The sequence below is a fragment of the Mesorhizobium sp. M0243 genome (assembly GCF_040321775.1).
In the GTDB taxonomy this organism is placed as follows: domain Bacteria; phylum Pseudomonadota; class Alphaproteobacteria; order Rhizobiales; family Rhizobiaceae; genus Mesorhizobium.
Genome location: NZ_JAMYSF010000009.1, coordinates 18,576 through 40,398 on the forward strand (window position 1 = coordinate 18,576; position 21,823 = coordinate 40,398).

A 21,823-nucleotide genomic window follows, 5' to 3' on the forward strand; every position below is an offset into this window, starting at 1 on the left:
GGCAGCGACCGCCCGGCTGATTGCCGCGCGCGAGAAAGAGCGGGGGTCACACCAACTCCACTTCGACCACGCCCGGCACCGCGCGCATCGCCGAGGCGATCTGCGGCGAAATCCGGTAGCGGTTCGGCAGCTCGATCTCGATTTCCCCCTCGCCCTCTTCCTTGATCAGCACGAAGCTGACCTGGCCTTCGCCCCTGACGGTCAGTTGGCCGGCCAGCGTGTTGATCGGCGAGGCGTTGCGCACGAAGATGCGAAGTGCCTTCTGGATACGGCTTGCCTCGTCCTCCAGCGACTGCACTGAGTTGATGCGCAGATTGACGCCTTCCGGCCTGTCCTCGGCGGCAACGGTGATGACCACGGAGCGGCCGGCCTCGAGCAGATCGCGATATTGCGCCAGTCCTTCGGAAAACAGCACGGCTTCGTACTGGCCGGATGTGTCAGAAAAGGCGATAACGCCCATCTTGTTGCCGGTGCGCGTCTTGCGCTCCTGCTTGGACGTCACCGTGCCGGCCAGACGGCCGGCGGCGGCACCGCGTTTGACGGCCGCCGAAAACTCGGCCCACGTCTGAACCCGCATCTTCTGCAGGGCCGCCTTGTACTCGTCGAGCGGGTGCGCCGAGAGATAGAAGCCGACCACCTGGAATTCACGGTGCAGCCGATCGGCGGCGAGCCACGGCTCTGTCGCCGGCAGATTGAGTGCCTGCGACTGGGCGCCGAGCGAAGCGCCGAAGATGTCGTGCTGGCCGGAAACCGCATTCTGCTGCGCCAGCGACGCCAGTCCCATCATGCGCTCCACGCCCGCCATCATCGACGCGCGGTCGTGGCCGAAGCAATCGAGCGCACCGGCCATGATCAGGCTTTCGAAGACGCGCTTGCCGACAATCTTGGGATCGACCCGCTCGCAGAAATCAGCAAGGTTCTTGAACGGCTTTTCCCCACGTTGGGCAACGATGTGTTCGACCGCCGCGTCGCCGACGCCTTTGAGCGCCGCCAGCGAATAGTAGATGCGGTTCTCACCGACCTCGAAGGGGCGAAAGCTCGATGTCACCGACGGCGCCAGAACCTCTATGCCGAGGCGTAGCGCGTCCTGGCGGAAATCGGCGAGCTTGTCGGTGTTGCCCATGTCGAGCGTCATCGACGCCGCCAGGAACTCGACCGGATAATGCGCCTTGAGATAGGCGGTCTGGTATGAAACCACCGCGTAGGCGGCGGCATGCGATTTGTTGAAACCATAGTCGGCGAACTTGGCCAGCAGGTCGAAAATGAAGTCGGCTTGCGGCTTGCCGACGCCACGCTCGACAGCGCCGGAGACGAAGCGCTCGCGCTGCTTGTCCATCTCGGCGCGGATCTTCTTGCCCATGGCGCGGCGCAGCAGATCGGCTTCGCCGAGCGAGTAGCCGGACAGCTCCTGCGCGATCTGCATCACCTGTTCCTGGTAGACGATGACGCCTTGCGTCTCCTTCACCAGATGGTCGATCTTGGGATGGATCGACGCCATCTCCTCTTCGCCATGCTTGCGGGCGTTGTAGGTCGGAATGTTCTCCATCGGACCGGGGCGGTAAAGCGCCACCAGCGCAATGATGTCCTCGATGCAGTCGGGCCGCATGCCGATCAGCGCCTTGCGCATGCCGGCGCTTTCCACCTGGAACACGCCGACCACTTCGCCGCGCGACAGCATGGCGTAGGTCTCGGGATCGTCGAGCGGGATCGTTGCCAGGTCGATCTCGATGCCGCGCCGGCGGATCAGCTTCACAGCCGTTTCCAGCACCGTCAGCGTCTTAAGCCCGAGGAAGTCGAACTTCACCAGCCCGGCCTGCTCGACATATTTCATGTTGAACTGGGTGACCGGCATGTCCGAGCGCGGATCTCGGTACATCGGCACCAATTCCGACAGCGGCCGGTCGCCGATGACGATGCCGGCGGCGTGCGTCGAGGCGTGGCGGTAAAGGCCCTCCAGCTTCTGCGCCATGTCGAGCAGCGTGTGGACGATCGGCTCCCTCTCGGCCTCTTCGGCAAAGCGCGGCTCGTTGGCGATGGCGTCGGCGAGCTTGACCGGATTGGCCGGGTTCTGCGGCACCATCTTGGACAGCTTGTCGACCTGGCCATAGGGCATCTGCAGGACGCGGCCGACGTCGCGCAGCACGGCGCGAGCCTGCAGCGTACCGAAGGTGATGATCTGGCCGACCTGGTCGCGGCCGTATTTCTGCTGGACGTAGCGGATGACCTCCTCGCGGCGATCCTGGCAGAAGTCGATGTCGAAGTCGGGCATCGACACGCGGTCGGGATTGAGGAAGCGCTCGAACAGCAGCGAGAAGCGCAGCGGATCGATGTCGGTGATGGTCGTCGAATAGGCGACCAGCGAGCCTGCGCCCGAACCGCGGCCCGGCCCGACCGGAATGCCTTGCGCCTTGGCCCATTTGATGAAGTCGGCAACGATCAGGAAGTAGCCGGGAAACTTCATCTTGGTGATAATGCCAAGCTCGAAGTTCAACCGCTCGCGGTATTGCTCGACCGTATAGCCGGCGGTTGGGCCATGCATGGCGAGGCGCGCGTCGAGCCCCTCATGCGCCTGGCGGGCCAGTTCGTCGGCTTCCGCCTGCACGGCGGCGTCATTGTCGGCGACATCGCCGCCGGTGAAGCGCGGCAGGATCGGATTGCGGTTCTTCGGATAATAGGAGCAGCGCAGCGCGATCTCGACAGTGTTGTCGATCGCCTCCGGCAGATCGGCAAAGAGCCTCGCCATATCGGCCTGGCTGCGCAGGAAATTGTCCGGCGACAGCCGGCGACGATTGTCGGCGGCGACGACCGATCCCTCGGCGATGGCGATCAGCGCGTCATGTGCGTCATAGTCGTCACGAGAGGAAAAGAACGCCTCGTTGGTGGCGACCAGGGGCAGTTCATGGGCATACGCCAGATCGATCGAGGATTTTTCGATCACGCGGTCATAACCGGAAACCCGGTCCAACTCGACATAGAGCCGGTCGCCGAACATCTCCTTGAGGGTCAAAAGCCGGGCTTCGGCCAGGTCGCGGCGATCTTCCTTAAGCGCGGTGCCGATCGGTCCGCGCGGCCCACCGCTGAGGCAGATCAATCCGTCACAATAGCCGTCCATCATTTCGGTGGTCAGGTGCACGGCTTCGCCCGGCGGTGTTTCGAGGTAGACGCGACTGACCAGCCTGACCAGATTGGAATAGCCGGCCTCGGTCGCGGCGAGCAGGACGACCGGCCGCATATCCGGGCCCTGCCGCCTGCGGTCGCGCTGGCCATCGCTGTTTTCGCCGGAAAAGGCGAGCGCGGTCTGACAGCCGATGATCGGCTGGATGCCGTCCTTCACCGCCTTCTGCGCGAATTCCAGTGCGCCGAACAGATTGTTGGTGTCGGTGACGGCGATGGCCGGGGCTTCGTCCTTGACCGCGTGAGCCACCACCTTGCCGATCTGCAAGGCGCCTTCCAGCAGGGAATAGGCCGAATGCACGCGCAGATGGACGAAGGGCCGCGCCGGGGCCTCCGGCCGCGCCGCAGCAATCGCTGCTTCGCGCTTCAGGGGATCGCGGGGAAGTTTTTCGTCGGCCATGGCGCTGCGTGAAGGTCCTTGAGTCGATGGAGATGTATTGTCCGGGACCGCGCGATGCCAGTCCAGCACAAACCGCTGCTGATCACAGGCTGCCTGCCCGGCCAGCCTTACGCAAACTCCATGATCACCGCATCCACGGCCAAGCTGTCGCCTGGCTTGGCGTTGAGTTTGGAGACGACAAGGTCGCGTTCAGCACGCAGCACGTTTTCCATCTTCATCGCTTCGACCACCGCCAATGTCTCGCCGGCCTTGACCTCCTGGCCTTCGGCAACGGCAATTGACACGACAAGGCCAGGCATCGGGCAAAGCAGCAGGTTCGACGTGTCCGGCGCCACCTTTTCGGGCATCAGCCTTTCCAGCTCGGCGGTGCGCGGCAGCATGGCGCGCGCGGTCACCGACATGCCCTTCCAGGCAATGCGAAAGCCGTTGGCAACCGGCCTGACCTGAGCCGCGACCTTGCGCCTGCCGACCGTGCCGCGCCAGATCAGATCGCCCGGCCGCCAGTCGGATGCAACGGTCAGCGCCCTGCCGCCCTCGATCGACAGATCGATTTCCATCGGAATGGAAATCATGCCCTCGATGATCGACGCCGACAGATAGTCATCGCCGATCTTTACCACCCAGTCGCGCTTCAGAGCTCCCGAATGCGGCGCCAGCCGCCCGCTCAGCCGGTCGAGCCGGTCACGGCGCAGCAGTTCCACCGCGGTCGCGATCGACGCCAGCACGGCCTTCTCATCGTCGTTCGGTACGACCGGCGCGAAGCCGTCGGGATATTCCTCCGATATGAAAGCGGTCGATATCCGCCCTTCCCGCCAACGCGGATGCTGCATCAAGGCGGCCAGGAACGGAATGTTGTGCTCGATACCGTCGACGACGAAGCTGTCGAGCGCTTCCGACATGGCATCGATGGCCTCCAGACGCGTCGGCGCCCAGGTGCACAGCTTGGCGAGCATCGGGTCGTAGAACATCGAGATTTCGGAGCCTTCGGTGACGCCGGTGTCGTTGCGGATGACGACATCGCCGAATTGTCCTTCCTCAGGCGGCCGGTAGCGCGTCAGTCGGCCGATCGAAGGCAGGAAGTTGCGGTAAGGGTCTTCGGCGTAGAGCCGGCTCTCCACCGCCCAGCCGTTCAGCTTGATGTCGCTTTGCTTCAGGCCAAGCTTTTCGCCGGCGGCGACGCGGATCATCTGCTCGACCAGATCGATGCCGGTGACGAGCTCCGTCACCGGATGCTCGACCTGCAATCGTGTATTCATTTCAAGGAAATAGAAGTTCTTGTCCTTGTCGACGATGAATTCGACCGTGCCGGCGCTCTGGTAGTCGACGGCCTTGGCCAGCGCCACCGACTGCTCGCCCATGGCCTTCCGTGTCGCGGCGTCCAGGAATGGCGATGGAGCCTCTTCGGCGACCTTCTGATTGCGTCGCTGGATCGAGCATTCGCGCTCGCCGAGATAGAGCGCGTTGCCATGCGCATCGGCCAGCACCTGGATTTCGATGTGGCGCGGATCGACGACGAATTTCTCGATGAAGAGACGATCGTCGCCGAACGAGCTCTTGGCTTCCGAGCGCGCGCGGTCGAAGCCGTCGCGCACTTCGGCCTCGCTCCAGGCGATGCGCATGCCCTTGCCGCCGCCGCCGGCCGAAGCCTTGATCATCACGGGATAACCGATCTCGCCGGCGATCTTTTCGGCATGGTCGGCATTCTCGATGACGCCGAGCCAGCCGGGCACGGTGGAAACCTTGGCGGCGTTGGCGAACTTCTTCGATTCGATCTTATCGCCCATCGCCTTGATCGCCTTGGGCTTCGGGCCGATGAAAATGATGCCTTCCGCTTCCAGCGCTTCACAGAAAGCCGCCCGCTCGGACAGGAATCCGTAGCCGGGATGCACGGCCTGGGCTCCCGTTTCCTTGCAGGCGGCGATGATCTTTTCCGGGACGAGATAGCTCAGCGCGGCTGGCGAAGGCCCGATATGCACCGCCTCGTCGGCCATCTCGACATGCACGGCATCGCGATCGGCATCGGAATAGACGGCAACCGTGGCGATACCCATCTTGCGCGCCGTCTTGATGACGCGGCAGGCAATTTCGCCGCGATTGGCGATCAGGATTTTCGTGAACATGCGAAATGTCATCCCCTCGGGTCGGCCGTTCCTTTTATGGCCTGTGCTTGCAGGGTCAAGCCGACCATGCAATTCACTGCCTTTCAATCGACTTGCGATTCCAATTCATCGCTGTGGCCCAGTCGGGGAGCCAGCTGCCAGTTGATCGTGTCGGCAAAACCTGAAACCTTGGAAAAAACCCGCATTGGAGGACGCCTGATGAAAACCCGCGCCGCTGTCGCTGTCGCCGCCGGAAAGCCGCTGGAGATCATGGAGGTCGATCTCGACGGCCCACGCGAGGGCGAGGTGCTGGTCGAGATCAAGGCGACCGGCATCTGCCACACCGATGAGTTCACGCTGTCGGGCGCCGATCCCGAAGGCCTGTTTCCGGCGATCCTCGGCCATGAGGGCGCCGGCGTCGTCGTCGATGTCGGCAAGGGCGTCACTTCGCTCAAGAAGGGCGACCACGTCATCCCGCTCTATACGCCCGAATGTCGCCAGTGCCATTCCTGCCTGTCGCGAAAGACCAATCTGTGCACGGCCATCCGCGCCACCCAGGGCCAAGGCCTGATGCCCGATGGTTCATCGCGCTTCTCGATCGGCAAGGACAAGATCTTTCACTATATGGGCTGCTCGACTTTCTCCAACTTCACCGTGCTGCCCGAGATCGCGCTGGCCAAGGTCAACCCCGACGCGCCCTTCGACAAGATCTGCTACATCGGCTGCGGCGTCACCACCGGCATCGGCGCTGTGATCAACACTGCCAAGGTCGAGATCGGCGCGACAGCCGTGGTCTTCGGCCTCGGCGGCATCGGCCTCAATGTCATCCAGGGCCTGAAACTTGCCGGCGCCGACATGATCATCGGCGTCGATTTGAACAACGACAAGAAGGAGTGGGGCGAGCGGTTCGGCATGACGCATTTCGTCAATCCGAAGGAGATCGACGGCGATGTCGTGCCCCACCTCGTCAACATGACCAAGCGTGGCGCCGACCAGATCGGCGGCGCCGACTACACATTCGACTGCACCGGCAGCACCAAGGTCATGCGCCAGGCGCTGGAAGCCTCGCATCGCGGCTGGGGCAAGTCGGTCGTCATCGGCGTCGCCGGCGCCGGACAGGAGATTTCGACACGGCCGTTCCAGCTGGTCACCGGACGCACCTGGATGGGCACCGCCTTCGGTGGCGCGCGCGGCCGCACCGACGTGCCCAAGATCGTCGACTGGTACATGGACGGCAAGATCCAGATCGACCCGATGATCACCCACACGCTGAAGCTCGAGGACATCAACAAGGGTTTCGATCTCATGCATGAGGGCAAATCGATAAGAAGCGTCGTGGTTTACTGAGGAAGATCACAGGCCGCCACCTAACCGGCCCGAGACCTCCGTGGTTTACAATGGGGGAGAAAAGAAACATGAGCGAACTCCCCGCCATTCTCGTCGATGCAGACGCCTGCCCGGTCAAGGCCGAGGTCGAAAAAGTGGCCGACCGGCATGGCGTCGTTGTCACCTACGTCTCCAATGGCGGCCTGCGGCCATCGCGCGATCCGATGGTCCGCAATGTCGTGGTCTCCAAGGGCGCTGATGCCGCCGACGACTGGATCGTCGACAATGCGCGCACCAACGACATTGTGATCACCGCGGACATTCCGTTGGCCGCCCGCGCGGTGGCACTCGGCGCCCATGTGCTTGGGCCAACGGGGCGCCCCTTCACTCCGGAAACGATCGGCATGGCGATGGCGATGCGTGACCTGAAGCAGCATCTGCGCGAGACCGGCGAAAGCAAGGGCTACAATGCCAGCTTCGCGCCACAAGACCGGTCGCGGTTTCTGGGCGAACTCGACCGCATCTTGCGGCGGGCGCTCAAATCCGCCACACCAGACTAGAAACCGAGCGCCATCCAAGGTTGGAGCCGACATGGCTGCCGAAACCCCGGTGAAGTCTCCCATTCAGCGCCACATGCTGTTCGCTGTGTCGGCCTGCGTTGGCGTTTTTGCGCTTCTCGTGGCGTTGCTGCTGCACGCCCCGCTTGCCTATTCGATCGGCGCCAACGCGTTCTTTGCCGCCTATGTCATTCTCGTCGTCGCCCAGATGCCGAAGTTCACCGGCAGGTATCTGAGCAGGAATGCGCGTGCCACGGACCAGCCTGTGCTGGTCATCTTCGCTGTGACGCTTGTCGTCGTCGGCGTTGCCGTTATCTCATTGTTCCTGCTGATCAATCAGAAGGACAGAAGCCATCCCGTCGAGCTCACCTTCGCGCTGCTGTCGATCCCGCTCGGCTGGTTCACCATCCATGCCATGGCAGCGCTCCATTATGCCCATGTCTACTGGATGGACGGCGATGCGGTGGATGCCGAGACCAGGAAGAAAATCCCTGTCGGCGGACTGCTGTTTCCGGGCGACAAACGGCCGGAGGGCTGGGACTTCCTGTACTTCTCGACGGTGATCGGCATGACGGCACAGACCGCCGATACCAACATCTCGACAACGCATATGCGTCGTGTCGTGCTTGTCCATTCGATCCTGTCGTTTTTCTTCAACACGGTCATCGTCGCCGCCGCCGTCAATCTCGCCGTCAGCTTGGGCGGTCCGTAATAAATCCGTGATCGGATGAAACATCGGTTTGGATCGCGACGTATCAGGAGGACAATGAACGCGCAGGCCATGCCGCGAGGCCGGGAGACGAAACACGATGGAATCCGTTGCCAGAAGCCAATCCGCCGCCGATCGAGGCGCTTCTGCGTCGAACGACAAAACGCTGATTTACCGGCAGTCGCGCTGGACGCGGCTGACGCATTGGCTATGGGCTATCTCTTTGTTCTTCATGCTGCTGTCAGGCCTGCAGATATTCAATGCCCGTCCGCAGCTCTATATCGGCAAAGAATCGGGCTTCGAATACAACAACATCATCTTCGCCATCGGCGCTGAGAATTCCGACGCGGGTCCGCGCGGCTACACGGAAATCTTCGGCAAGCGCTTCGACACGACTGGCGTGCTCGGCTGGTCGGGTCCGGCCGGCCAGGAGACGTCCCGCGCCTTTCCGTCCTGGGCGACCATCCCGTCCTACTATGATCTCGGCACCGCGCGCGTCATCCATTTCTTCTTTGCCTGGATACTCACCACGACGTTGATCGTCTGGTTTGTCGCCAGCACCGTGAACGGCCATCTGCGGCGCGATCTCGCGCCACGCCTCGACGATTTGAAACGATTGCCGCAAGACATCGTCGACCACGCCAAGCTCAAATTCCACCACGCGCGCGAATACAACACGCTGCAGAAGATGGCCTATGGCGGCGTGCTGTTCGTGCTGTTGCCGCTGATGATCATCACCGGCCTGGCGATGTCGCCGAGCATGAATTCGGTGCTGCCGTTCCTCAACGATCTGCTCGGTGGCCGGCAGACGGCACGCACCATCCATTTCACCGTCATGGTGCTACTGGTCGCCTTCTTCGTCGTCCATATCCTGATGATCCTGGCCGCCGGCCCGATCAACGAACTGCGCTCGATCATCACCGGCTGGTATCGCACCGATCCTCCCGCACAGGACGACAAACCCGTCGAGAGGAGTGCCTGACATGGCAAAATTCCAGATCAGCCGCCGCACATTCCTGACCGGTGCCAGCCTTGGCGGCTCCGGCATCATGCTGTCGAGCTGCGACGCCTTCGACAGTCAGCTAGGTGTCGGCAGCGGCCTGCGAAGTTTCCTCGAAAACGCCAATGGCCTGACCTATCGCGCACAGCGGCTGCTTGCCGGAAGTGACGCGCTGGCCCCGGAATTCACCGAGGCCGACATCCGCCAGCCGCAGCGGCCGAATGGTGTGACGGCTCCCGATGACGATGTCTACAAGGGCTTGCTCGCCAACAACTTCGCCGACTGGCGACTGGAGGTTTCAGGCCTTGTCGAGAAGCCGCTGTCGCTCAGCCGCGAGCAACTCCAGAATATGCCGAGCCGCACCCAGATCACGCGCCATGACTGCGTCGAAGGCTGGAGCTGCATCGCCAAATGGACCGGCACGCCGCTGTCGCTGGTGCTGGACCAGGCGGTTGTCAAACCGCAGGCGCGCTACGTCATGTTCCATTGCCTCGACACGATCGACCGCAGCCTCTCCGGCGACATCAAATATTACGGCAGCATCGACCTGATCGATGCCCGTCACCCGCAGACGATCCTCGCCTATGGCCTGAACGGCAAGCCGCTGCCGGTCGAGAACGGCGCTCCGCTGCGGGTTCGCGTCGAACGCCAACTCGGCTACAAGATGCCGAAATATCTCTACAAGATCGAGCTGGTCGACGGCTTCGCCACTGTCGGCGGCGGTCGCGGCGGCTATTGGGAAGACAATGGTTATGACTGGTACGGCGGAATCTGAATCGCACACCGCAAACGCCGCGGCCCCAAAGATGGCCAACCTATAGCGAGCGGCGAAACAGTTCGCCCTTTCCGGCGATCTGCTCGCCAATGCCGCCGAGCCGCAGCATGTGCCAGGCAAGGGCGTGATTGCTCGAGGTTACCGGTTTCCCCAGTTCCTTCTCGACCTCCTCGATGATGCGGGCAACGCGCATGCTGGTGCAGGAAACGAACACCGCCTCACAGTCGCTCGACGCACCGATTTCCAAGATGGCCTGCTTGACCGATGCCGGCGTGATGCGTGCAACGACATTGTCGTCCGCCTCGTTGAAGGAGCCCATGACCGGAATATCCATCCCCCGCGCCATCAGCGATGCCCGCAGGGAATGATTGATTTTTGCCAAATAAGGAGTGAGCAACGCGATCCGCGAAACGCCCAGGGCCTTCAGCGCCGCCCGCGCCGCCGTCACCGGGTTGGTCACTTGCACGCCCGGCAGCACCTCGTGAACGCGTTCGGCGACCTTGTCCTCGCCGATAACCAGCGCTCCCGAAGTGCAGGCAAAGCCGATCACCTCGAACTTGACGTCCGGCAAGAGCCCGACCGTTCCCGGGATGACGGCCGACATCTTCATCAGGTTTTCAGGCGTGATCTCGACATCGCTGTAGAGCCGCGCCTCGTACAGCGCGATGGCGCGCGCGGGCAGCGCATAGCGGAATTCATCCTCGATGGTCTGGTCGGTCCGAAGGACGAGCAGGCCGAGATTGGCGCGGGTGCCGATGCCGTCGTCGGTCGTGAAGGGAATGTGTTCCTTGTCGAGGACAAGCGTGTCGTCGGCGCGGCTAAGCGGGGCGTCCATGGCACAGTCCCCTTCCTGATGCCAATCAGAATTGTCGACAATAGAAACGACAACTTTGCCAAACGTGTCAAGAGCTCCGTTCGAATTTTGGCAACCGAGAAATGCAGGAATTTCGCCCTGTCTGAACGGTGAATCGATCGTCAACCCACGTGCCGTTGACAATGACCAGCGTCTTCCTATTGAATTGTCGACAATAGAAACGACAACCATTCGGGACAGCGATGCGCGTATTGATCTTGGGCGGCGGCGTTGTCGGGATCACCACGGCCTATCAGTTGCAGAAGGACGGCCACACGGTCACCGTTCTCGAGCAGGCATCACAGGTAGCCGAAGGGGCAAGCTGGGCAAATGCCGGCATGATCGCGCCCGGCCATTCCTTCGTCTGGTCATCGCCGGCCGCGCCAAAAACCCTGCTGAAGTCACTGTTCCTGAAGGACCAGGCGCTTCGTTTCAAACTCTCCGCCGACCCGCATCTCTACAGCTGGTCGCTGCGCTTCCTCATGCAATGCACGGCCGCCAAAGCGCGTCGCAACACCCTTCTCAAACATCGGCTTGCGGTCCATTCCCAATCGGTCCTGCAGGCGGTCGTCAGGGAAGAGGCGATCCAGTACGACAGGACGTCGGACGGCATTCTTTATTTCCACCGCAGCCATCAGGCGCTCGACAAGGGCGTCGCCAACATGCGCCTGCTGGAAGCCGACGGCCAGGAGATCCGCATTGTAGACGCGCAGGAAATCGTTGACCGCGAGCCGGCGCTGGCTTCGTCGCGCGACAACATTGCCGGCGGCGTATTGTGTCCGACCGACGAAACCGGCGACGCCGCCAAGTTCACGCGCGCGCTGGCGGCCATCGTCGAAAATAGGGGCGGCAAGATCCTGACAGGGACCAGGATCGTGGGGATCGAACGCAGAAAGGAAACGATCACCAAGGTCGTCACCGACAAGGGAGAGTTTCTGGCCGACACCTACGTTCTGTGTCTCGGCGCCGAGAGCCCCGTCCTCGCCCGCAAGATCGGCCTTGGTCTGCCGATCTACCCGGTCAAGGGATATTCCCTGACCATTCCCATCGTCGATCGGGCGCTGGCTCCAAAACTCCCTGTCATTGATGAGCACAACCTCGTCGCCATCACGCCGATGGGCGATCGCATCCGCGTGACCGCCACCGCGGAATTCGCAGGCTATGATCGCAGCCACAAGCCTTCGGATTTCGCCTTCATGAAGCGCGTCACGCAGGACCTGTTCCCGCGCGGCATCGCCTATGATCGCGCCGAGATGCGGGCCTGCCTGAGGCCCATGACGCCCGACAACCTGCCGATCCTCGGCCTGCGCAACATCAAAAATCTCTGGCTGAACACCGGCCACGGTCATATCGGGTGGACGATGGCGCATGGATCGGCCCGTATCATCGCCGATCTGATCGCCGGCCGGACCGCGCCGGTCGCCCTCGACGGTATCACACAGGCGCGGTTCACCGAACCAAGCGCCGCAAAGGCTTGACGACGCCATGCTCCGACCCGCCAGGCAAAGCAACCGGGACAACAGCGCGGCGTTGGCATCCAAGCCGATCAAGACCGGCCCGCGTGTCTATGAAGAAATCCGTCGCATGGCGATGGACTATCGCTTCAAGCCGAACGAGCGCATCAACGAAGTGGCGCTTGCCGCCAGGCTGAATGTCAGCCGCAGCCCGATCCGGGAGGCGCTCCAGCGGTTGGTCACAGAAGAACTCATCACTTTCCAGACCAATCGCGGCTTCTTTTGCCGGGGCTTCGATGTCGACGAGATCGTCAATCTTTCCGACGTGCGGGCGGTGCTCGAGGAGCGCTCCGTCAGGCTGGCGATCCAGCGCTCGACAGATGAGGAGCTTGCCGCGCTCGTCGACTGGTGGACGCTCACCATGGCGCGCGCCGACTCATTTTCCAGCACTGAGCTGACCGCCAGGGACGAGGAATTTCACATCCGCATCGCCAGGCTGTCAGGTAATTCCGAACTGGCGCGCATGCTCGAAGGCATCAACACGCGCATCCATTTCGTTCGCAAGATCGAAGTGGAGAAGCACCGGCGATTGTCGACGACCTACACCGAACACAGCGAAATCGCCCGGGCCATGGTAGCCCGCGATGCCAACAGGGCCGCAAGGCTCATGCACGACCACATCGCCATCAGCGTCGCCGATGCCATGTCGACCGTCAGGGAAGGCTTGGCAAGGATATACATCGACGTCGACCAGATCTAATCGGGCAACCCCGGCTTTGACCGAGGCAACCCCCTACCGCTCAGGCAACCTTGTCGAGCAGCGGCCTCAGCGCCGGATGGATTTCCGGTGAGGCGTGCTTGATCAGCGTCAGCAGCGCGCGTTCGTTCTCGTAAAGAGGCCTGTCGACGCCGATATGTTCGATCAGCCAGCCGGCTTCGCCGGCATCGATCGTCTCGGCGCGGCGGGCCAGGGTCTCGGCCGCCCTGTTCTTGGCTTCCCACTCGGCCTCGATGTCGCCCGGGGACCGATAGGCTTCCATGATGCCGGCAAGGCCGCCAGAGATCATGCGGCTGAAGAAGCCGCCGATTTCCGGATCGGCATGTTCGAGGAAGGCATCGCGGCGCAGCGCCACATCGCGCGTCGGTGCTTCGTAGCCGGCCGAGCACATGACGAAATTGGCGATCGCCTTGACGAACAGCTCGTTCCAGGACGGATCGTTGTGCCCTTGAGCAGTGCACTCGTTGATCTTGAACAGCACCTCGGCCTCGGCGCGCGTGATGGCGATGTTGCCGTCGCCGCCATGGGCATGGAGGATCCGGCGCAGCAGCTCGACCTCCGCCTGTGCGATGAGGCCGGGAGCCAGCGCGCCGCCGAGCATCAGCGGCCCCTTGCCGTCAATGACGGCATGCGCCACCTGCTCCAGCGCATAGACGCAAAGCTGGCTCGGCGACGATCTTGCCTGTTCCAGCACATGCACCAGCAATTCGAGCTCGGTCCGGCTGTCGACCATGCCATCGCGCGAGATCGTGCGGATCAGCCAGTCGGCATTGTCCTGCGAGATATAGCCCGACGGCTTTTCCTGGTGGACGATATAGTCGGTAACCGCCTCCACGAAGAAGGGCGGCCATTCCTCGCATTTGTCCTTCGCCGTTGCATCGAGCGCAAACAGCGCCTCGGCCTCGCCGCGCGTCACGACGCCATCGCCGAACACTTCATGGCGCAACATCGCCACGTCCTCCGCGGCGATGCGGCTTTTCGAGGTCAGCCCGGCCACCGGCGCGCTCATGATCAATTCGCCCATTTGTCGTCCCCGTCCGCCGTCGCCAAGCGCCGGCCCCAAGCGTCATACAAGCCAACATATCAGCAGTGTCTTGAAAAACCGGCAAACGGCGTGGTTAGCGAAGACTTGTCGGCCAACGCATGTCGCCCAAAAACGTGCCGCGGTTTTGAAGAATGGCATGCACGCGCTTTAGATGTCGCTGACAGGTGACAAGCCGTCGCGCGCGAGCTATGGATGGCGCGTCGAGGACTCAGGGTCTGAGTCCTACCTGTTTGCGGGAGAGAACAGCGAGAGCTGTCGCCGAAGGGGAAATCGCCCGAAATCTCTCAGGCAAAAGAACCGTAGACGGGAAAGACACTCTGGAAAGTCGGGGCTTGCCCCCGCGCCGAAGGTGTAAGCGCCGCTGACAGAGCTCCGGCTGCGCGAGTCTCTCAGGCTTCAGACAGAGGGGCACGGACTGGTCGCCATTCGCGGCCGATTGCGTGCGACTCTGGAGACGACATGACGGGCGACGATACAAGACACCTACCCCTCGAAGACATCCATGTGGCCGCCGGTGCGCGTTTTGGCGCTTTTGCCGGCTGGTCGATGCCGCTGACCTATCCGGCGGGCGTCATGAAGGAACATCTTCACACCCGCGAACAGGCTGGCCTGTTCGACATCTCGCATATGAAGCTGTTCGAAGTCAGCGGGCCGGAGGCGGTTGCGCTGCTCAACCGCGCTTGCCCCTTGGATGCAGGCGCACTCCAAATCTCACAGTCCAAACTGTCCTTTTTCCTCAACGAGGCAGGCGGCATTCTGGACGACCTGATCGTCACCAGACTTGGCGATAGCAGGTTCATGGTGGTCGCCAACGCAGGCAACGCCGTCGCCGACGAAAAGCATTTGCGTGCACTTGCCGCGGATTTCGACGCCAGGGTCGAGCCGCTCGACCGCGTCTTCCTGGCCATCCAGGGTCCTGAAGCCTGGGCCGCCCTTTCGCGCGCCGGCATCGAGACCGGCTCGCTGCTGTTCATGCATGGTGTCGAACCGCGCAAGAACTGGTTCATGAGCCGGTCGGGCTATACCGGCGAGGACGGTTTCGAGATCGGCCTGTCGGAAGCCGATGCGCGCGACCTCGTCGCGAAGCTGCTCGGCGATGAACGCGTGCTGTGGATCGGCCTGGCCGCCCGCGACAGTCTGCGGCTGGAGGCCGGGCTCTGCCTGCATGGCCAGGACATCACGCCGGAGACCGACCCGGCCAGCGCTGCCTTGATGTGGGCTATTCCGAAAGACATCCGCGCTTCCGGCACTTTCATCGGCGCCGATGCGCTCCGCGCCGCCGTGGAACGAGGACCCGCGCAAAAGCGCGTCGGGCTGAAGCCGGAAGGCCGCCAGCCGGTGCGCGCCGGCGCCGCGCTCTTTGACGCCGACGGCACGCCCGCCGGCCATGTCACATCAGGCGGCTTTGGCCCGTCAGCCGGCCATCCGGTCGCCATGGGCTATGTCACGGCGCCACTGGCCAAACAGGGAATACGGGTTTTCGCCGATGTTCGCGGCACGAAAATCCCAGTCGATATCAGCTCCCTGCCCTTCACACCGCATCGCTACCGCAAAGGATGATCTCAATGGCAACGACCTATTTCACATCAGATCACGAATGGCTCCGCGTCGAGGGCGGCATCGCCACTGTCGGCATCACCGACTATGCGCAGGAGCAGCTCGGCGACCTCGTCTTCGTCGAACTGCCGGAGACCGGAAAGAAATTGACCAAGGGCGACACCGCCGTCGTGGTCGAATCCGTCAAGGCGGCTTCCGATGTCTACGCGCCGGTCGATGGCGAGATCACCGAAGCCAACAGCACGCTGTCGTCGGACCCGTCACTGGTCAACTCGGCGGCAACCGGCGCCGGCTGGCTGTGGAAGATGAAGCTTGCCGACGAAAGCCAGCTCGCGGGCCTCATGGATGAGGCCGCCTACAAAGCCCATATCGGCTGATATCAGGACGGATTGACATGACCGCAGCACTCACTCCCTTCTCGGCCCGCCACATCGGCCCGAGCGTCAACGATGTCAGAGCCATGCTTGCCGTGATCGGCGTTCCGTCCATCGAGACGCTGATCAGCCAGGCCGTGCCGCAGTCGATCCGCCTCGACTTGCCGCTGACCCTGCCCGCACCGGCCAGCGAAGCGGAAGCGCTGGCCGAATTGTCGGCGACCATGGCCAAGAATACGGTGCTGAAGAGCTTTATCGGTGCCGGCTATCACGGCGTGCATGTGCCGCCGGTCATCCAGCGCAACTTGTTCGAGAACCCGGCCTGGTACACGGCCTACACGCCCTATCAGGCCGAGATCAGCCAGGGCCGGCTGGAGATGCTGTTCAACTTCCAGACGCTGGTCACGGAATTGACCGGTCTGCCGGTGGCGTCGGCCTCGCTGCTGGATGAAGCAACCGCGGTCGCCGAAGCCATAGGCATCGCCTTGCGCCACCACCGCGACAAGCGCACCAAGATCGCACTTGCCGGCACGCCACACCCGCAGACACTGGACGTCGTGCGTACCCGCGCCGAGCCGCTCGGCATCGAGATCGACGGCGAGACGATCGACGACAACACCGCTGCTTTGCTCGTCTCCTGGCCGGATACGTTTGGCGTCTATGGCGACCACAAGGCGGCGATCGACAAGGCGCGTGCGACCGGCGCCATCGTCGTCTTCATTGCCGATCCGCTCGGCCTGGCGCTGACCGATGCGCCGGCCAAGCTTGGCGCCGACATTGCCGTCGGCCCGATGCAGCGTTTTGGCGTGCCGATGGGCTTTGGCGGGCCGCACGCCGCCTATTGCGCCGTCTCCGACAAGTTGACGCGGCTGATGCCTGGCCGCCTGGTCGGCCAATCCACCGATAGCAAAGGCCGGCCCGGCTACCGGCTTGCCTTACAGACACGCGAACAGCATATCCGCCGCGACAAGGCGACCTCCAACATCTGCACCGCACAGGCGCTGCTTGCCAACATGGCGACGGCTTATGCGATCTGGCACGGCCCCGCCGGGCTGCAGGCGATTGCCGGGCGCATCCACACGCTGGCCAATCGTCTGGCAAGGGGCCTCGAAGCGGCAGGCGTGTCGGTGATCGGCGCCAGCCGTTTCGACACGGTGACGGTGGAGACCAAGGGCAAGGCGGCGCAGATCGCCACTGCGGCTGAAAAGACCGGCCGGCTGCTGCGCGTCATCGATGCCGACCTTGTCGGCATCAGCTTCGATGAGACCTCGACCGATGCCGATCTCGATGCGATCGCCGCCCTGTTCGGCGCCAAGGCCTCTCCGTCGGCCGACAGCACCGTACCTGGCAAGCCGCGCGGCAAGGAGTTCCTGACCCAGCCTGTGTTCCATGAGAACAAGTCGGAAACCGACATGATGCGCTTGCTGCGCCGGCTGGCCGACAAGGATCTGGCGCTCGACCGCAGCATGATCCCGCTGGGATCCTGCACCATGAAGCTCAACGCGGCGGCGGAAATGATGCCGGTAAGCTGGCCTGAAATCGCCAATTTGCATCCCTTCGCGCCGGCAAGCCATTCGGCCGGCTATCGCGCCATGATCGGCGAACTGGAAGGATGGCTGTCGGAGATCACCGGCTTCGACGCCGTCAGCCTGCAGCCCAATGCCGGCAGCCAGGGCGAGTATGCCGGCCTGCTTGCAATCCGCGCCTATCATCGCTCACGCGGCGAAGGTCATCGCACCGTCTGCCTGATCCCCTCCTCCGCTCATGGCACCAATCCGGCAAGTGCTGCGATGGCCGGGATGAGCGTTGTCGTTGTGCGCTGCCTGGAGGACGGCAATATCGACATGGACGACATGAGAGCCAAGGCCAACGAGCATTCCAAGAATCTCGCGGCACTGATGTTCACCTACCCCTCGACGCATGGCGTCTACGAGGAAGGTGCACGCCACCTCTGCGCCCTTATCCACGAGCATGGCGGCCAGGTCTATTTCGATGGCGCCAATCTCAACGCGCTGGTCGCCTTGGCGCGGCCCGCCGATATCGGCGCCGATGTCTGTCATATGAACCTGCACAAGACCTTCTGCATTCCGCATGGCGGCGGTGGCCCGGGCATCGGCCCGATCGGCGTAAAGGCGCATCTGCAGCCCTATCTGCCGGGACATGTCACCGAAGGTTCGGCGCACGCCGTGTCGGCCGCACCATTCGGCAGTGCCTCGATCCTGCCGATCACCTGGATGTATATCCGCATGATGGGCGCCGCCGGACTGAAGCAGGCGACGGAGACCGCCATCATCTCGGCCAACTACGTGGCGACACGGCTCGCGCCGCATTTCCCGCTTCTCTACAAGGGCAGGCACGATCGCATCGCGCATGAATGCATCCTCGACACCCGCGTGCTCAAGGACAGCGCCGGCATCAGTGTCGACGATGTCGCCAAACGGCTGATCGACTACGGCTTCCACGCGCCGACCATGTCCTTCCCGGTCGCCGGCACGCTGATGGTGGAGCCGACCGAATCCGAGCCCAAGCGGGAACTCGACCGCTTCTGCGAGGCGATGATCGCCATCGCAGGCGAGGCAGCGAAAGTCGCCAGGGGCGAATGGCCTTTGGCCGACAATCCGCTGGTCAACGCGCCGCACACCGCCGCCGAGGTGCTGGCCGGCCAGTGGACGCATCCCTACTCGCGCCTGGAGGCGGCCTATCCCGCCGGCGACGCCGACACGGCAGCCAAATACTGGCCACCGGTGTCACGCATCGACAATGTCGCCGGCGACCGCAACCTGGTCTGCTCCTGCCCGCCACTGTCGGACTATCTGGGTGCGGCGGAATAATTACGCGGAGCGCAAGGCCGGCTTGATAGGTTCGGCCTTGCCTGTCCTTTTACGGCTGATGACGCAGTTTCGCCCGGCGCGCTTGGCGGCATAGAGCGCCGCATCGGCCTCGGTCAGCACCTCATCGAGGCTGCTGCCGCTTGCCTCGCCAAAGCCGATGCCGCCGCTGACCGTGCTGCGCAACTTGCCGAGTTGGGTGGCGACGATCTCGGTGCCGAAGGCCACACAGATCTTGCTGGCGAGATCATGGGCCTTCTCTTCCGTCATTCGCGACATGACGACGGCGAATTCCTCGCCGCCCAGGCGAAAAGCGTCGACGCCGGTCCTGGCATATTTCTTGATGACCGCGGCGAAGCGGCACAAGACCTGGTCCCCGACCGGATGGCCATAGACATCGTTCGTCCGCTTGAAGTGGTCGAGGTCGAACATGACGACGGACATGAACGGACCGAAACTCCGCTCGCCGTAGAGCGACGTCAACGCCCGCCGGTTCATCAACCCCGTCAGCGGGTCGGTCATGGTCTCGGCCTTCAGCTCGATCTGCGCCTGCAGATGGTGGAGGGAGAGCGTCAATGCGCCGAGCCCGGTCATGCAAGCCACCGCCACGACGGAATTCAGTCGTTCGGCCCAGTTGTCGGGCGCGACCGCGAGCGTCCATTGCCCCTTGGTCAGCAGAACCACGCCACAAAGCGCAAACGACACAGCGCAGGTGCCGCTCAGAAACGAAACCACCAGCAGGATCCGGCGATCGTGACTGCCATTGATCCAAAACATGGCGCCGATCGCCGACAGAAGCACCGTCACCGTGGCGTAGGTGACGATGAAGCCGACACCGTCAAGCCCCAGGAAGGTCACTGCCGCACAGACAGCCATGGCGGCAAGCGCCGGTGCAACGGCGCGTCTGTGGCCGGGCACGCCCAGATATTGCATGGCCGACACGCAGAGGATCAGGAACCCCAGGCTGAGCAGCGCAAGCACGATCTGACAGAGCAGCGGATCGGGATCCTTGGTGTATCGCCAGAACAGGATCACATGCGCGACGAGCACCAGAATGCCGCACGCCACCGTCAGCACGAAGCCTGCCTTGGGCGCGGTGAACCAGATCGCAAACATGGTGACGCTGAGGCAGATGCCCGACAGCGCAGCTGCGAGCAGGAGCGAACTGAAGTCCAGCATATCGGGCAAGGGCCTCTCGAGCGTCGGCGGTTGCGCTGCACTCTAAGGTCAGCGGCAGCCCTCAGATATGGGTTTTCAGCCGATCTATCGATGCAACCTACGGATAGGGTTTACAAAACGTTCGATGCCATGTGTCCCGAAACCGGACCCTTGGACGACGCGAGGTCAACCCTTGTTCAAGAGAGCGAGGTTGGCGTTGACGACGGTGGGATCGGCCATGCCGGCCTTCGCTTCGAGCAGCAGCGCCTTGGCCTTCTTGCGATTGCCGCGCAGCAGTTGCGAATAACCCATATTGTTGACGATCTGCGGCTTGCGGCCGGCGACTTTCAAAAGCTGGCCGTAGGCACGGTCGGCGAAGTCGAAGCGGCCGAGTTCATCATAGGAAGCAGCGAGCCCCATCCAGGCCTCCGCATTGTCGGCCTTCAACTCGACGGCCTTGCGGAAGTGCTTTTCGGCGAGGCCGTAATTGGCGTCGCGAAACTGCGCCTTGCCTTGCGCCAGATCGGAGGTGTCGATGTCCTTTGCCGCCGGTTGGATGGCGGTGGTCTTGGTGGTGTCGACGCCGCCCGTTGTACAGCCAGACATCATCAAGACGGCCGAAATCGCGGCCATTGCCGTGAAGTTACTGTGACGCATGCCCCTGCCTCATCGCCCGATTTGCCGGGTCGTTCTTCAGGAAACACATTATATCAGCGACGCTTAAACTTTGGTGCCGAAACGTCACCAAAATTTGGTTTCGGGCACACCAGCCATTAACCACCAGGCATCAGACGAAGACTTATTCCCAAGAGAATCCCGGCAGCAAGCAAGCGAACGGCCTTTCACGGCCCCATGACCTTGAGTACTTCGGGAACCGGATAGCGGCTGCCGTCGTAGCGCAGCCGGTAGGTCCGGTTCACCGGCTTGCCGGGATGGGACTGGCACTCGCCATCCTTCTCGGGAGACGGATCATCGGTTTGCGTCCGCTCGAGCGCGACTATGTCGTGATAGCCGTGATGGCTCGTCGGGCTCATCGCCAGGCTGACCTCAGTCGAATGAAAGGATCCCGCGCAATTGGTATCGCCCTCGCCGCCATTGCCGGCCACGACAAGGCCATCGAGCACGAGGCGCAGGGCATCGCCGGCGAGAAGATAAAGCCGCAGGTCGGTTTCGCTGAAGGGGTTGGCCTGCGAATGGTTCGCGATTTCGATGCGCAGGCCGAAGCCCATGACCCCGGGCGCCAGCCTGTAGCGGCCGGTATCGAATTCGATCTTGCGGATGGCGATGGCATCATCGGTGATCAGCCCCGGCTGGAGCAGGCGCTGGCGCATCTGCAGGCTGTTCCTGTCGACGACCAGAAGCTCGATATCGCCGACATGGCCATCGTCGCTGGATTGCGCGCTGTCGATCAGCGGCACGGCTACCAACAGCAGGTCGTCATGGGCAGGCCAGATCTTGCAGCTCAGCCCAAACGGCGTGTCGCCATCCGTCAGGGCGATGCTGATATGGGGTTCGAGCGTGAACGAGGTGCCGTCGGCGCTCTTTCGAGCCTTGGGGTAGGCCTGCTGCAGCAGGGCGGCGGCATCGCCGCAATCGTCGGCCACAGCCCAGGCGGGCGACAGGCTGGCCGCGGCAAGGCCGAGGAAGAAGGTGCGCAACAGCATGGACTTTTCACCTGCAAGGCCGCGTTCGGTCAGAACAATGGTTTGTCAGTCCCATTGTTAGGACTCTTGTGG

Annotated in this window: 17 protein-coding genes and 1 riboswitch; of the genes, 10 read left to right on the forward strand and 7 right to left on the reverse strand. The window is 62.8% G+C overall.

The window, feature by feature from the left end:
- Nucleotides 1-46: 46 nt before the first annotated feature.
- Entirely contained in the window at nt 47-3,574 is a 3,528-nt protein-coding gene (gene dnaE / locus NKJ11_RS14125) for a DNA polymerase III subunit alpha (RefSeq protein WP_352793550.1), read from the reverse strand.
- A gap of 107 nt (nt 3,575-3,681) precedes the next feature.
- Complete coding sequence (locus NKJ11_RS14130; RefSeq protein ID WP_352793552.1) at nt 3,682-5,694, reverse strand: acetyl-CoA carboxylase biotin carboxylase subunit; 2,013 nt, start codon at nt 5,692-5,694, stop codon at nt 3,682-3,684.
- Nucleotides 5,695-5,892: 198 nt separating this feature from the next.
- Here NKJ11_RS14130 and NKJ11_RS14135 point away from each other — a divergent pair, with 198 nt between their 5' ends.
- The 5 genes from NKJ11_RS14135 (at nt 5,893) to NKJ11_RS14155 (ending at nt 10,040) form a co-directional block, all read left to right on the forward strand.
- Complete coding sequence (locus NKJ11_RS14135; RefSeq protein ID WP_352793554.1) at nt 5,893-7,020, forward strand: S-(hydroxymethyl)glutathione dehydrogenase/class III alcohol dehydrogenase; 1,128 nt, start codon at nt 5,893-5,895, stop codon at nt 7,018-7,020.
- A gap of 68 nt (nt 7,021-7,088) precedes the next feature.
- Nucleotides 7,089-7,559 (forward strand): YaiI/YqxD family protein, encoded by a 471-nt coding sequence (locus NKJ11_RS14140; RefSeq protein ID WP_352610702.1) that lies wholly within the window; start codon nt 7,089-7,091, stop codon nt 7,557-7,559.
- 31 nt (nt 7,560-7,590) lie between these two features.
- On the forward strand, nt 7,591-8,268 hold the full coding sequence (locus tag NKJ11_RS14145) for a DUF1345 domain-containing protein (protein ID WP_023810520.1): 678 nt from the start codon (nt 7,591-7,593) through the stop codon (nt 8,266-8,268).
- 97 nt (nt 8,269-8,365) lie between these two features.
- Nucleotides 8,366-9,247 (forward strand): cytochrome b/b6 domain-containing protein, encoded by an 882-nt coding sequence (locus NKJ11_RS14150; RefSeq protein ID WP_352793557.1) that lies wholly within the window; start codon nt 8,366-8,368, stop codon nt 9,245-9,247.
- Between the two features lies 1 nt (nt 9,248).
- Complete coding sequence (locus tag NKJ11_RS14155) at nt 9,249-10,040, forward strand: molybdopterin-binding protein (protein ID WP_352793559.1); 792 nt, start codon at nt 9,249-9,251, stop codon at nt 10,038-10,040.
- Nucleotides 10,041-10,080: 40 nt separating this feature from the next.
- Here NKJ11_RS14155 and NKJ11_RS14160 read toward each other — a convergent pair whose 3' ends face one another.
- Nucleotides 10,081-10,875, reverse strand: coding sequence for a maleate cis-trans isomerase family protein (locus NKJ11_RS14160; RefSeq protein ID WP_352793561.1), 795 nt, complete (start codon nt 10,873-10,875; stop codon nt 10,081-10,083).
- 221 nt (nt 10,876-11,096) lie between these two features.
- On the opposite strand from NKJ11_RS14160, the gene NKJ11_RS14165 reads away from it, so the two are divergent.
- Together NKJ11_RS14165 and NKJ11_RS14170 are read left to right on the forward strand one after the other, a co-directional pair.
- Nucleotides 11,097-12,371 carry a D-amino acid dehydrogenase gene (locus NKJ11_RS14165; RefSeq protein ID WP_352793562.1) on the forward strand — a complete coding sequence of 425 codons (1,275 nt, stop codon included), beginning with the start codon at nt 11,097-11,099 and terminating at the stop codon, nt 12,369-12,371.
- Between the two features lie 7 nt (nt 12,372-12,378).
- Nucleotides 12,379-13,107, forward strand: a complete 729-nt coding sequence (locus tag NKJ11_RS14170; RefSeq protein ID WP_352793564.1) for a GntR family transcriptional regulator — start codon at nt 12,379-12,381, stop codon at nt 13,105-13,107.
- Between the two features lie 40 nt (nt 13,108-13,147).
- Here NKJ11_RS14170 and NKJ11_RS14175 read toward each other — a convergent pair whose 3' ends face one another.
- A complete protein-coding gene (locus tag NKJ11_RS14175) occupies nt 13,148-14,149 on the reverse strand; it encodes a hypothetical protein (protein WP_352759140.1) in 1,002 nt (333 codons plus the stop codon).
- A gap of 244 nt (nt 14,150-14,393) precedes the next feature.
- Nucleotides 14,394-14,480: riboswitch (glycine riboswitch) on the forward strand.
- Nucleotides 14,481-14,629: 149 nt separating this feature from the next.
- On the opposite strand from NKJ11_RS14175, the gene gcvT reads away from it, so the two are divergent.
- The 3 genes from gcvT to gcvP are packed head-to-tail and all read left to right on the forward strand — an operon-like array spanning nt 14,630 to nt 18,932.
- Nucleotides 14,630-15,730, forward strand: a complete 1,101-nt coding sequence (gcvT, locus tag NKJ11_RS14180) for a glycine cleavage system aminomethyltransferase GcvT (RefSeq protein ID WP_352630168.1) — start codon at nt 14,630-14,632, stop codon at nt 15,728-15,730.
- 5 nt (nt 15,731-15,735) lie between these two features.
- The gene (gene gcvH / locus NKJ11_RS14185; protein WP_128303368.1) at nt 15,736-16,104 is read left to right on the forward strand and encodes a glycine cleavage system protein GcvH; all 369 of its coding nucleotides are present in this window, start codon (nt 15,736-15,738) and stop codon (nt 16,102-16,104) included.
- 17 nt (nt 16,105-16,121) lie between these two features.
- The gene (gene gcvP, locus NKJ11_RS14190; protein WP_352793566.1) at nt 16,122-18,932 is read left to right on the forward strand and encodes an aminomethyl-transferring glycine dehydrogenase; all 2,811 of its coding nucleotides are present in this window, start codon (nt 16,122-16,124) and stop codon (nt 18,930-18,932) included.
- On the opposite strand, the gene NKJ11_RS14195 is transcribed toward gcvP, so the two are convergent.
- From NKJ11_RS14195 to NKJ11_RS14205, 3 genes are all read right to left on the reverse strand, one after another.
- Nucleotides 18,933-20,108: a GGDEF domain-containing protein gene (locus NKJ11_RS14195; RefSeq protein ID WP_023810510.1), complete on the reverse strand. Its 1,176-nt coding sequence runs from the start codon at nt 20,106-20,108 to the stop codon at nt 18,933-18,935. It lies immediately after the preceding gene.
- 165 nt (nt 20,109-20,273) lie between these two features.
- Nucleotides 20,274-20,744, reverse strand: coding sequence for a hypothetical protein (locus NKJ11_RS14200; protein WP_023810509.1), 471 nt, complete (start codon nt 20,742-20,744; stop codon nt 20,274-20,276).
- 185 nt (nt 20,745-20,929) lie between these two features.
- Entirely contained in the window at nt 20,930-21,751 is an 822-nt protein-coding gene (locus tag NKJ11_RS14205) for a PA3715 family protein (protein ID WP_352793568.1), read from the reverse strand.
- Between the last annotated feature and the right edge of the window lie 72 nt (nt 21,752-21,823).

Excerpts from the sequence above, each read along its gene's own strand:
- NKJ11_RS14145 (WP_023810520.1), top strand. The coding sequence starts at position 7,591 with ATGGCTGCCGAAACCCCGGTGAAGTCTCCCATTCAGCGCCACATGCTG.
- dnaE (WP_352793550.1), bottom strand. The coding sequence starts at position 3,574 with ATGGCCGACGAAAAACTTCCCCGCGATCCCCTGAAGCGCGAAGCAGCG.
- NKJ11_RS14205 (WP_352793568.1), bottom strand. The coding sequence starts at position 21,751 with ATGCTGTTGCGCACCTTCTTCCTCGGCCTTGCCGCGGCCAGCCTGTCG.
- gcvT (WP_352630168.1), top strand. The coding sequence starts at position 14,630 with ATGACGGGCGACGATACAAGACACCTACCCCTCGAAGACATCCATGTG.
- NKJ11_RS14165 (WP_352793562.1), top strand. The coding sequence starts at position 11,097 with ATGCGCGTATTGATCTTGGGCGGCGGCGTTGTCGGGATCACCACGGCC.
- NKJ11_RS14140 (WP_352610702.1), top strand. The coding sequence starts at position 7,089 with ATGAGCGAACTCCCCGCCATTCTCGTCGATGCAGACGCCTGCCCGGTC.
- NKJ11_RS14160 (WP_352793561.1), bottom strand. The coding sequence starts at position 10,875 with ATGGACGCCCCGCTTAGCCGCGCCGACGACACGCTTGTCCTCGACAAG.
- NKJ11_RS14150 (WP_352793557.1), top strand. The coding sequence starts at position 8,366 with ATGGAATCCGTTGCCAGAAGCCAATCCGCCGCCGATCGAGGCGCTTCT.
- NKJ11_RS14195 (WP_023810510.1), bottom strand. The coding sequence starts at position 20,108 with ATGCTGGACTTCAGTTCGCTCCTGCTCGCAGCTGCGCTGTCGGGCATC.
- NKJ11_RS14130 (WP_352793552.1), bottom strand. The coding sequence starts at position 5,694 with ATGTTCACGAAAATCCTGATCGCCAATCGCGGCGAAATTGCCTGCCGC.
- NKJ11_RS14155 (WP_352793559.1), top strand. The coding sequence starts at position 9,249 with ATGGCAAAATTCCAGATCAGCCGCCGCACATTCCTGACCGGTGCCAGC.
- gcvP (WP_352793566.1), top strand. The coding sequence starts at position 16,122 with ATGACCGCAGCACTCACTCCCTTCTCGGCCCGCCACATCGGCCCGAGC.
- NKJ11_RS14135 (WP_352793554.1), top strand. The coding sequence starts at position 5,893 with ATGAAAACCCGCGCCGCTGTCGCTGTCGCCGCCGGAAAGCCGCTGGAG.
- gcvH (WP_128303368.1), top strand. The coding sequence starts at position 15,736 with ATGGCAACGACCTATTTCACATCAGATCACGAATGGCTCCGCGTCGAG.
- NKJ11_RS14170 (WP_352793564.1), top strand. The coding sequence starts at position 12,379 with ATGCTCCGACCCGCCAGGCAAAGCAACCGGGACAACAGCGCGGCGTTG.
- NKJ11_RS14200 (WP_023810509.1), bottom strand. The coding sequence starts at position 20,744 with ATGCGTCACAGTAACTTCACGGCAATGGCCGCGATTTCGGCCGTCTTG.
- NKJ11_RS14175 (WP_352759140.1), bottom strand. The coding sequence starts at position 14,149 with ATGGGCGAATTGATCATGAGCGCGCCGGTGGCCGGGCTGACCTCGAAA.